At 65.8% G+C, this 10376-nt stretch carries 14 protein-coding genes; 6 read left to right on the top strand and 8 right to left on the bottom strand.

Translation table 11 applies throughout. The features are described from left to right. Window positions 1-47 precede the first annotated feature (47 nt). Complete coding sequence (locus NTX40_08785) at window positions 48-1142, top strand: hypothetical protein (GenBank protein MCX5649174.1); 1095 nt, start codon at window positions 48-50, stop codon at window positions 1140-1142. Window positions 1143-1304: 162 nt separating this feature from the next. Here NTX40_08785 and NTX40_08780 read toward each other — a convergent pair whose 3' ends face one another. The 4 genes from NTX40_08780 to NTX40_08765 form a co-directional block, all read right to left on the bottom strand. Then, entirely contained in the window at window positions 1305-1643 is a 339-nt protein-coding gene (locus NTX40_08780; protein MCX5649173.1) for a hypothetical protein, read from the bottom strand. A 142-nt stretch (window positions 1644-1785) separates the two neighbouring features. Then, window positions 1786-3387 carry a radical SAM protein gene (locus tag NTX40_08775; GenBank protein ID MCX5649172.1) on the bottom strand — a complete coding sequence of 534 codons (1602 nt, stop codon included), beginning with the start codon at window positions 3385-3387 and terminating at the stop codon, window positions 1786-1788. Window positions 3388-3521: 134 nt separating this feature from the next. Beyond that, window positions 3522-3728 (bottom strand): hypothetical protein, encoded by a 207-nt coding sequence (locus NTX40_08770; GenBank protein MCX5649171.1) that lies wholly within the window; start codon window positions 3726-3728, stop codon window positions 3522-3524. Window positions 3729-3964: 236 nt separating this feature from the next. Next, on the bottom strand, window positions 3965-4408 hold the full coding sequence (locus NTX40_08765; protein MCX5649170.1) for a hypothetical protein: 444 nt from the start codon (window positions 4406-4408) through the stop codon (window positions 3965-3967). Between the two features lie 250 nt (window positions 4409-4658). Between NTX40_08765 and NTX40_08760 the strand changes: the two genes are divergently transcribed. Genes NTX40_08760 through NTX40_08745 form a run of 4 tightly spaced genes read left to right on the top strand, consistent with a single transcriptional unit; the run spans window position 4659 to window position 5947 of the window. Further along, window positions 4659-4886, top strand: a complete 228-nt coding sequence (locus tag NTX40_08760) for a hypothetical protein (GenBank protein ID MCX5649169.1) — start codon at window positions 4659-4661, stop codon at window positions 4884-4886. After that, entirely contained in the window at window positions 4883-5311 is a 429-nt protein-coding gene (locus NTX40_08755) for a type II toxin-antitoxin system VapC family toxin (protein MCX5649168.1), read from the top strand. Before NTX40_08760 ends, NTX40_08755 begins: the two co-directional genes overlap by 4 nt. A 58-nt stretch (window positions 5312-5369) precedes the next feature. Next, a complete protein-coding gene (locus NTX40_08750; protein MCX5649167.1) occupies window positions 5370-5660 on the top strand; it encodes a nucleotidyltransferase family protein in 291 nt (96 codons plus the stop codon). Then, entirely contained in the window at window positions 5657-5947 is a 291-nt protein-coding gene (locus NTX40_08745) for a DUF86 domain-containing protein (protein ID MCX5649166.1), read from the top strand. Before NTX40_08750 ends, NTX40_08745 begins: the two co-directional genes overlap by 4 nt. 272 nt (window positions 5948-6219) lie before the next feature. Here NTX40_08745 and NTX40_08740 read toward each other — a convergent pair whose 3' ends face one another. Further along, window positions 6220-6999 (bottom strand): CPBP family glutamic-type intramembrane protease, encoded by a 780-nt coding sequence (locus NTX40_08740; protein ID MCX5649165.1) that lies wholly within the window; start codon window positions 6997-6999, stop codon window positions 6220-6222. A gap of 121 nt (window positions 7000-7120) precedes the next feature. Between NTX40_08740 and NTX40_08735 the strand changes: the two genes are divergently transcribed. Beyond that, window positions 7121-7798, top strand: a complete 678-nt coding sequence (locus NTX40_08735) for an endonuclease III domain-containing protein (GenBank protein MCX5649164.1) — start codon at window positions 7121-7123, stop codon at window positions 7796-7798. Window positions 7799-7825: 27 nt separating this feature from the next. Here the strand turns inward: NTX40_08735 and NTX40_08730 are convergent, their stop codons facing one another. The 3 genes from NTX40_08730 to amrB form a co-directional block, all read right to left on the bottom strand. Beyond that, window positions 7826-8983 carry a diguanylate cyclase gene (locus tag NTX40_08730; GenBank protein ID MCX5649163.1) on the bottom strand — a complete coding sequence of 386 codons (1158 nt, stop codon included), beginning with the start codon at window positions 8981-8983 and terminating at the stop codon, window positions 7826-7828. A gap of 402 nt (window positions 8984-9385) precedes the next feature. Further along, window positions 9386-9976: a CDP-alcohol phosphatidyltransferase family protein gene (locus NTX40_08725; protein ID MCX5649162.1), complete on the bottom strand. Its 591-nt coding sequence runs from the start codon at window positions 9974-9976 to the stop codon at window positions 9386-9388. Between the two features lie 82 nt (window positions 9977-10058). Beyond that, window positions 10059-10376, bottom strand: a 318-nt coding sequence (gene amrB, locus NTX40_08720; GenBank protein ID MCX5649161.1) for an AmmeMemoRadiSam system protein B, incomplete at its 5' end; no start/stop codon positions are given.

Below are 10376 nucleotides of genomic sequence, written 5' to 3'. Positions count from 1 at the left end.
CCCCCTGCTCTTGCCCGGCCGAAGACCTCCTCTGAAAGGTCACCGTTATGCCGCGATTCCGAGGCTTGGAGGCGCCGCTGGAGTGCCACTGGAGAGGGCTTGTCGCCAACCTCCGCCGCGAGGGCACGCCCGACCGCGTGTACCACATCGAATTGTTCCACGACGCCGAGGTGCGCGACGCCATCGCGGAGCGTTTCGGACTGATGCGGGGCGTGGCCCCGAGCGACCCGCATTACGAAAAGCGCAAGATGGTCGCCGTGAACCGTTTCTGCGGGTTCGACTACGTCGTCGCCGGGCTGGCAGGTTTTGATTTTCCGACGCGGCGGACGGCCGTTGAGGATAGCGCGGCACTGAAGCGTGCCGGCGGCCGATCGTTCCAGGACGAGCACACCGGCCCGATCAGCACGTGGGATGACTTCGAGAAGTATCCATGGCCCGATCCGACGGCCGCCGGGGCGACCCAGGCCCTGGAGTGGTACGAGGAGAACCTGCCCGAGGACATGTGCATCATCGGTGGCTTGGCGAGCCACTTCGCCGAGTTGCTTTCCTGGCTCATGGGCTATGAGACGTTCTGTTTCGCGCTGTACGAGCAGCGAGACCTGGTATCGGCCGTTGCGCGGCGTCTGGAGGAGTTGTACGGCGTGTGGATGGAGCGGGTCCTCGAGTTCCCGCGGGTGCGGATCATCTGGGGGTCGGACGACATGGGCTACAAGACGGGCCTGCTGGTCGGCCCGCGCGACTTGCGTGAGTTCGTTCTGCCGGGGCACAAGAAGGCGGCCGCGATGGCTCACGCCGCCGGGCGGCTGTACATTCTGCACGCGTGCGGCAACCTCCGCGCCATCCTCCCCGACCTCATCGACGATGTGAAAATTGACGGCAAGCACAGTTTCGAGGACACGATTGAGGACGTTCGCGACGCCAAGCGGACGTACGGGCGGAAGGTCGCGCTGCTGGGCGGCATCGACGTGGACTTCCTCTGCCGCGCCGACGAGGACGCCATTCGCCGACGCGTCCGCGAAACCCTCGACGTCTGTCTGCCGGGCGGCGGGTACTGCCTGGGCACCGGCAACACCGTCGCCAACTACATTCCCCTCGACAACTACCTGGCGATGGTGGACGAGGGGCGCCTGTACGGGGCGTAAGGGGTCGGGTGGGAACGATTGCGGCCCGAAGGGCTCCTTCGAAGGAACAGGGAGATTTCGGATTTCGGATTGCGGAATGAACGGCGAAACGGCAAACGCCCCGCAAGCGGGGCGGCTAAATGCGAACGGCGCGCGGGGCGGGGCGGCGACGACTGGCGGCGCCTAAGGTTCGCCGGCGCGGGGCGCCGCGAAAGGCTTCAACTCGGCCCTTTGCAGGACGACGTCGGGAGCGGCGTACACGTTCTGCTTCTTGGCGGGCGGGGGGATCTCGGCGCCGCTGGTCGCGTAGCCGGCTTTGCCGACGTCGAGGCGGATGCGTCCGGCGAGGCGCAGGGCGTCGTACCCCGCGCCGAGTTCCATTTCGTAAGCCCCGTCGGGCCCCGTCATACCGTAGGCCGAGAGAACCTTCGGACCGAGGTCCGTGGCGATGGCGGCGCGGAGGCGGAGGCGTGCGTCGCCGAGGCCTCGGCCGGTCTCGGCGTCCAGAACGCGGCCGCGCAAGACGTAGAAATCCGGTCTTGGGCTGAAGCATCCGGCGGCGAGAAGGGCAAGGAGAATGACGAAGCCCGAAATCCGAATACCGAATGAATGACGAAATCCGAATGACGAGCGGCGAAGGACACGAGAGCCGTTGTGCATCTGGTCAGGCGTCATGGCGAGCGCGGTATTGGTCAGGTGTCAGGGCAAACTTCTTTTCGACCTTGTAGCGATACTCGGGCCCGGCGTTGTAGGTGCAGAAGGGGTAGAGGCGGCCGTCGGGGTCGGCGTAGTGGATGACGCATCGGCGTGAGCGGTCGGTCTGGTAGTTGTAGCGGTCCTGGAAGTGCATGCCTGCCACGAGGAGGCTTCGGAAGGTTTTTCGTCCGGCCTGGCCGCGGCCGACGCGTTTGTCGGTCATGCCGTTCAGCGTGTGGAGCCAGCCGTCGAACGTCATGCCGGCCGGGGCGCGGTCGGGGCGGAAATGACGCCGCAGGGCGAGGAAGGCCTGGACCTTGCGGAAGAGTTTGAATCGGCTCCGCTCGGTCTTCTCGGCCAGCGCCCACATGTCGTCGAGCATGCCCTTGAGGTTGAAGAACTGCGGGATGGGGACGGCCCGGCCGTCGGTCCCGACAAAGAGGTAGGTCCCGAGCGCACAGTGGGGGTGGCAGGACATGACGAGGTTGGGCTCGCCCTTGACGGCCGCGAAGAGGCGCGTGAACGGCTGGACGCACGAGAGGGGGAACCAGTCCTCGTAGGGGTCGCCGATGCCGGTCTGGCGGGCGACGTCGTGCGCCAGGTCCGTCAGGGTATAGCGCTGGCGGAGGCGTTCGGCCGCGTCGATGCGTCCGGTGAATGCGACGGGCTGGAACGAGATGCCGGCGATGGTCTCGATGCGCGCGAGGGCGTAGCGGACGATGTCGCCGACCTGGTGATCGTTCAGGCCGCGGACGATGGTCGGGACGAGGACGATCTTCATGTCGGTCCGGCTGATGCGTTCGACGGCCTGTTCCTTTTCCTTCATGAGCGGCCGGCCGCGCGTCTTCTCCCAAACGTCGTCGGTGGTGCCGTCGAACTGGAGGTAGACGTCGTGGAGTCCGGCGTCCTCGCACTCGCGGGCGAAGTCCGGCTCGCGGGCGAACCGCAGGCCGTTGGTGGCGATCTGGATGTGGGAGAAGCCGGCGTCGCGCGCGGCGCGGAGGCAATCGAGGAAGCGGGGGTGAAGGGTCGGCTCGCCGCCGGAGAACTGGATCGCCCGCGCGGGCGACGGCCGCATCGCGCGGTACGTCCCGAGCATCTTCACGACTTGGTCGAAAGTCGGCTCGTACACGTAGCCGGCGGCGTTGGAGTTGGCGAAACAGATGGGGCACTGCAGGTCGCAGCGGTTCGTCAGGTCGATGTTCCCGAGGGCGGTATTGGAGGCGTGGTCCTCGCAGAGGCCGCACTGGTTGGGGCACTCGGAGGTCGCGCGGGTGTTGGGGTTCTCGACGCCATCGCCGTCGGCGTAGTGAAACTGCTCGGCCTTCAGGTAGAGCCGGGCGTCGCTCCAGACGATGTCCTCGAAGAGGCCGTGCTCGGGGCAGGTCTTCTCCATCCGGACCTTGCCGTCCTTTTCGAACAGGTGCGCGGTGATGAGCCGCAGGCATTCGGGGCAGACGGACTCGACCTCTTTCGGCAGTCCGCGCGCCAGGGGCGGGATGGGCCGGCCGGCGTAGGTGCATTTCGCTTCGGCGGTTTCGCGGAGTTCTTCGCCGAGGAGCGGATTCATTCGTCTTCCCTTCGAGACCGCCGAGCGCCGGCGGCCGACACGCGCCAGCCGCCCGGCATCACACTTTACCTTGGACGCCGCATTATAGCGCACGATTCGAGCGGACTTCAAGGACTAAGGCGCGGGGGGCGGGGTCAGGAGCGGCCCTGGCGCAGTTTCTTGACGCGTCGCAGGACGCGGCACCGACCTCGGACTCTGGCGATGTCCTCATGGATGTCCACCAGCGCGGAAAGACGCTCCTGGGGCGTCCTCGCCTGCCAGAACTCCAGGTCCCAGCGGTCGGCATCCTCATATTCCGGCGGCACGATGAACGACCATTCGCGCGCGCCTTCTCCGAGCACGCTGCCGGATGCTCATGGCGGACCCTTTCGCTGCTTTCGGCGACCTCATGCCGCGGAACGTGTTAGAAGTATAATAGCAGAAAACGCGGGCGTGTGCGCGGCCATTCTTAGGTGGGCGGGCGCGCTCACGGCACGGTCAGGGTCAGTTTGACGGCGAGATTGAAGATGATGTGGACGCCGGCGGCGGCTTCTTCTCCTTCACTTCCGGCGATAGAGCCTTGTCCGCCAGTGAGATTTCAGGAACCAACACGCCGCCTTTTCCACCCGATTCGCATTACACCGGAGAAGCCCCAAAAGGCAACCTGGGAAGGCAAGAGCGAGAACAAGATGTGGACGATAAAACGCTCCGTAAGTTTAAGCCATGGCTTAAGCAGCGGCAATGCCTCGATGAAGACGCTTCCCAGCAAGACCACGAGGAAAGAGGCGATAGCCAGAATGATGCCCCACCGCCAGGCAAAGCAAAACCGTTTTTTCCAGACGGCGGCGGCAATGGCCCCAACCAGCCAAGAGCACAGAGATAGTCCTCCAAGGACAAACAGCGAAGATCCCATCGGCCCCCAACCGGATTGGAGAAAATCCATATCATCCGGTCCGCCTCCGAGTAACACGGCTAACACGGCCAAGGGGGTGACGCAAATCACAAGAACACCGATCGCGATTCGAGCCAGTATGTATTTCATTGGCCTTGAAGACCTGCCACTTGTTGCTGAACGGCCTGGACCGACGCGCCGCCCGTAGCGTTTTCGACGGGCCATTATAGCGCTCCCCTTGGCCGGACTTCAAGCGAGGAATCCACGGGGAATCCCTTGAGGAATGCCTGGAGAAACCGTCTGGAGCGGCGCCTCGGCGTCGAGATTGTGCTTGCCTCGTCGCCTCCCGGCTGATATCATTCTGATATCAAGCGGGCGGAGGCCCGCAGGAGGTGAAGCCATGCCTGACTTTCTGATTCGCGGCCTGGACGCCCGGGCCCTCAAGCGCCTCAAGGCCCGCGCCAAGCGGCACGGCCGGTCGCTCCAGAGCGAGGCCCGAACCGTGCTTGAAAACGCCGCCGGTCAATCCATTGTCGAGGTCTTGGCCCGCGCCAGACAATGGCGGAAGAAACTCGGCCGGCGATTTGAGGACAGCGTCCGGTTGATCCGCGAGGATCGCGAGCGATGAAGACCGTTGTCCTCGATGCCAGCGTGGTTGTGAAACTCTTCTTTGAGGAAAAGGATTCCAAAGCGGCCGAGCAGTGTGTGGCGCAGGCTGAGGAACTTTTGGCACCCGATCTTGTCTGGGTCGAAACCGCCAATGTCATCTGGAAGCGGCAGCGCCGCGGCAACCTTACGGCTGACGCCGCCAGCGACATCGCACGGAGTATCCTGGCTCTGCCGGTCGTCACCCATCCGGCGGCCGACCTTGTTCCGGACGCCCTCGAATTGGCCATGCAATTGGATCGCACCGTTTACGACTGCCTGTACCTCGCGCTGGCCGTCAAGACGAAGTCCGTTATGATTACCGGCGACAAGCGCCTGGTGAGCGCACTTGCCGGCGGACCGCTGGCAAAGCACGTCGTCTGGATCGGGGAGCGGCTGGCGGAGTAGTGGACAGGCGGTGCGTTTGCCGATAGAATCAAAAGCAACCCGAGGGAGAGGTGCGGCGATGTCGGCGCTGAACGACATTCGGGGCAGGCGGAAGGAGATCCTCCGGATCGCCGCCCGGCACGGAGCACACAACGTGCGCCTCTTCGGGTCGGTGGTGAGGGGCGAGGCCGCCGCGGATAGCGACGTGGATTTTCTGGTCCGCCTGGACGACGACCGGTCGCTGATTGACCACATCGCCCTCATCCGCGAGTTGGAGGACCTCATCGGATGCCGCGTGGATGTGGTGGCCGAGGACGCCTTGCACCGCGTCATCCGCGCCCGCGTGCTGGCGGAGGGGGTGCCGTTGTGAAGGACGACCGGCTTTACCTGGAGCACATCCGTGATGCCATAGCGAAGATTCGTGCCTACACGGCGGGTGGGCGCGACGAGTTCATGCGAAACTCGCTGATCCAGGACGGCGTCATTCGCAACTTCGAGATCATCGGCGAGGCCTCCAAGCAACTGAGCGACGTCGCACGGTTCAGGGACTTCTTGATCCACCACTACATGGGCGTGAACCCGAAGCGCGTCTGGGACGTGATCGAAACCCATCTGCCCGCGCTCCGGAAAGCCGCCGAGGAACGATTGCAGTCCTGACCGCCCCCCACTCTCCAGCCTCCTGCTGCTGGGCTATGCGGCCCGTAACCTGTTCCCAATAGCGGCCACGTGCCACAAAAACCTAACGTTCGCCAAAGAATCTAAGCGGTTTTACATAAGTTTTGCGCGGAGGTTCGCCGCCCGCCTTGGCGGGCGCAGCGAACACCGCAGCGCCCCGCCCGCCTTCGCCATAGGCTTCGGCGTGGCAAGCAAGCGGGGCGGCGCACCCGCCGCGCACAGTTGCGTTGTAGTGTTCGGCGGGCCGGGCGCGCTCACGGCACGGAGAGGGTCAGTTTGACGGCGAGATTGAAGACGATGTGGACGCCGGCGGCGATGCCGAACCCCCGCGTCGCGAACAGGGCGGCCAGGTAGACCCCCGCCGCCGTGCGAAACAGAAACGTCGGCCACGTGAACGACCCAGGCGCCTGGAACGTGTGGGCGCCGGCAAAGAGCGCGGCAGCGACGAGGACGGCCGCCACGACGGCGCCGGAATGCGCCAGCCGAAACACACGCTCCGCGACGAGTACCAGACCCCCCACCAGAACCAGGCGGAAGAGAAGTTCCTCGTAGATGCCGGCACCAATGCTGGTCATGGCGGCGGCAACCAGGTCGGTCCGGGCGGGACCGGCGCCCGCCAACTCGATCGGCCCGGGACCGGCGGCGAAGGCCTGAAACAGACCGTGCAACGCCAGGAGCGGGACGGCCCACAGGACCGTCTCCACCCCCATCGCGGGCACGAGCGCGGCAGGGAACCGCCAGGGATCCCGGCGCGCCAGATGCCAAGCCAGGAGGACGGCCACCACGAGGCCCGCGGGGGCGAGGACCGCTGAGGGTCCCGCCAGGAAAAGCACGCGACGCAAGAGGAGGTCCACGCCCGCGGCCAGGTCCGGCCGGACCCAGATGAGACCGGCCGTGTAAAAGACCAGGAAGGGCGAAAGAAAAAGCAGGCTCGGCCAGGGACGCGCCGCCTGCGGCGCAAAAAGAAGATTCGGACCGGTCCGGGAGGAGCGAGCGGGGCTCGAACTGTTCCGGCGACGTGGGCTGGCAGGCATGGCGGGAATGTAGCACGGGCGGCGCAGCACGACTACGAAAAAGAGGCGGTCGAATGGCCTTGAATCGGCCGGCGGCCAGGCTTATCGTGCCGATTCGCGCCGCGGGCGCAGGGAGGCCAGGATGAACACGAGCGAAAAGATTCGGGCGTTCTACGATCTGCTGCTGGCCGCCTACGGGCCGCAAGGCTGGTGGCCCGCCGACACTCCCTTCGAGGTGGCCGTCGGCGCGATCCTGACGCAGAACACCAACTGGAAGAACGTCGAGCGGGCCATCGGGAACCTGAAGCGCGAGGGCCTGCTGGAAGCGGCGGCGCTGGCGCGGACGGACGCGGAACGCCTGGCCGAGGTCATCCGGCCGGCGGGGTATTACCGCGTGAAGGCCAAGCGCCTCAAGAACTTCATCTGCCTCCTCGAGAAGCAATTCGGCGGAAGCCCGGACGCGCTCTTCGCGCTCGGCACGGCCGCCCTCAGGGAAACGATCCTGGGCGTGACGGGGATCGGGCCGGAGACGGCGGACTCGATCGTCCTGTACGCGGCCCATCGGCCGGTGTTCGTCGTGGACGCGTACACGGCGCGGGTGCTCTATCGGCACGGGCTAGCGGAGGCGGAGGCGACGTACGAGGACCTGCAGGAATTGATGCAGGAGGCGCTCGAAGAGAACGTGGGGCTTTATCAGGAGTACCACGCGCTCCTGGTGGCGGTGGGGAAACGCCAGTGCAAGAAGTCGGCGCCCGCGTGCCGGGGATGCCCGCTCCAGGAGTCCCTGGAGGAAGGCCAGCCGGTCGGAGAGGAGTGGTAACCGGCCGGCCCTCCTCGTGCGTCCTGCCTACCGGGACGGCGGGTCGGCGTCGCGCGGGCAGAAGGAGGTCGTTTCTGCCGCGGCGCCGACGAGCCTGGCCGCTGCCGCCAGTTCGAGCCGACTTTTCGGATCGTTGGCGAGCAGCGGGTGGTTCGGGCCTTTCAATTCTCCGCGAATGGCGAAGCGGGTCTCCGGCTCGATTTCGTGCCAGGCGGTGACGCCGTTGCGCCCCCCGCGCTTCGTCTGATACAGCGCCTGGTCGGCGAGGAAGACCAGCAGTTCGGGCGAGACGACCTCGGGATCGTCCGGATACGTCGCCGTGCCGAGGCTCAGGGTGATCGGCACGCGCCCGCCTTTCGATTCGAAGCGGTGCTTGCGCGAGGCGACGAGGATGCGCTTGGCGAGAGCGGAAATTTCCTTGTGCCCCGTGCGCGGGCAGACGAGGGCGAACTCGTCGCCGGCGTAACGGGCCACCAGGTCCGACTCGCGAGCGCACTGCTTGAGGACGACGGCGATTTCCTTCAGCGCCAGGTCGCCGAACGGATGCCCGTACTCGTCGTTGATCCGCTTGAAGAAATCGACGTCCACGATGATCATCGAGAGCGAGTGGCCGTAGCGCCGGCTGATCTTGAACTCCGTCTTCAGCCACTCCATCAGGTACCGGTAGTTGTAGAGGGCCGTCAGGCCGTCCGTGATGCTGCGGACCTTGAGCGTCTTGTTGTCCTCGCGGAGTTGTTCGAGGAGGGCGTTCTCTCGCGCCAGGGTCTTCTCGAGTTCGCCGCGGACCTCGCGCAACTGGTCGTGCGTGCTCTTGGCGCGCAGGAGCGCCTGGAGACGCCGGCGCAGGGTCTCTTCGTCGAACCCGGGCCCGAGGACGTCGTCGAGGTCTTCAAGCCCCTCCGGCTCCGCTCCGCCGGCGAGTCCCTTTTCGGCCACGAGCATGACGGGCAGATAACGGTCGCGGCGAAGGCTCTTCAGAACCCGCGCCGTCTCGACGGGGTTGAACTGTCCGCCGCAATCGGCCAGCACCGCCAGTTCCACGGCATCGCTCTTGACGATGGCCATGGCCGTCAGGCAATCGGGCGCTTGCTGGACGGTAGCCCCGACGCGCTCGAGCATGGCGGCGAGGCGCGCGTTGGCGTCCGCCTCGGCGCCGACGACGAGAATGTTCGCTCGGAAAGGCATGTGACCTCCTGTTCATCCTGCCAGGCGAGCGTCGGCCCGCCCAGCCCCTTCCACCTTATGAACTATAGGCAGAGGGAGGGCCGAGGCAAATCGACCGGCCGAGGACGGGCGCGGGGCGACTGTAAGTGCTTGTGAATAAATGACTTGGGAGAGGCCGGACCGCCGGCGGATTTGCGCCCGCCTGCGCGCACAGGGCCGAAAACCCGGCGAAAAACTTAGTGCTCTGTCTCCGATGTTCTGACGCGCACCGCTCACAAGACTAGAAAGTAGAAAGGAGAGAGGAGACCGCAGGAGAGCGGGGCCCAACGGTTCGTGTCGGGTCCGCTGCCGTCTCTACTCTCTCCTCTCTCCCGCTCTCCTGCTCTGTGCTTTGTCGCTCATCCAATGATGAGCGACAAAGCACTAGCCCCCGGCCGAGAGAAGTTTCGACCCCGTCCGCAGGTACCCCAGCCAGGAAACGACGCCCAAGAGGACCGTCACGACCCATATCCCGTAGAGGCCGTACCACGTGGCCGACGGGAACCAGCGCAAAAAGTCGGGCGAGGCGAGCATGGCGGCGATCATGATGAATTGGACGACCGTGGCCGCTTTGCCGCTCACGCTCGGCAAGGCCTGGAACAGCCCGGCCAGCAAGAAGATGATCCCCGTGCCGACGAGGATGAAAAGGTCGCGCGAAACAATCGTCACCGACACCCAGTACGGAAGGCGAAGGGCCGGATGCTCGGTCGAGAGGATGCCTTCGAAACTCAGCAGGACGATGGCGCTGATCATCAGGGCCTTGTCCGCCAGCGGGTCGAGGATGGAACCGATCCGCGTGACGGCGCCCGTGCGGCGGGCGAGGATGCCGTCGGCCGCGTCGCACACGCCCAGAGCGACCGCCAGGCCGAGCGCCGCATAGCGATAGGCGGCGTTCTCGGCTGCGCTCAGCACCAGGAGAATGAACACCGGCACGAGCAGGAGGCGCAGCAGCGTGATGCGGTTCGGCCAGGACATTCGGCACTCCGGATGCGAAGCACGCGACGGCCGAGAAGAACGTACGGCGGGGCGCGAGGGGTGTCAATGCCTTTCTGAGAGGCTAAAACAGGAGGCCGGCGTAGCCGACGGCCGCATCGAAGCCGCGCCGGCCCATCCGCTCTTTCATCACGTCGAAGGACGTCGTGTAGTGGACGAGGTAGCCCTGGACGGCGCCGAGTTCGCGTGCGGCGGCGAGGGTGGCGGCCACGGCCCCGGAACCGCAGGCGTTCAGCCGCGCTTCGGCTTCGGGGACGGCCGCTTCGGCGTCGAGCCGAAGCGCCAGGTCGATCATCCGGCGGTCGTTCTCGTCGCGGACCCAGCGAAGCGCCGCCTCGCCCACGCCCTTCGGCGCGAAACCGTAGGCCGGGCCGTAGTGCGT

This window comes from Planctomycetota bacterium, assembly GCA_026387035.1.
GTDB lineage: Bacteria > Planctomycetota > Phycisphaerae > FEN-1346 > FEN-1346 > JAPLMM01.
Note: the sequence above shows the minus strand (reverse complement) of the source record. Positions and strands in the feature narration are given on the sequence as shown.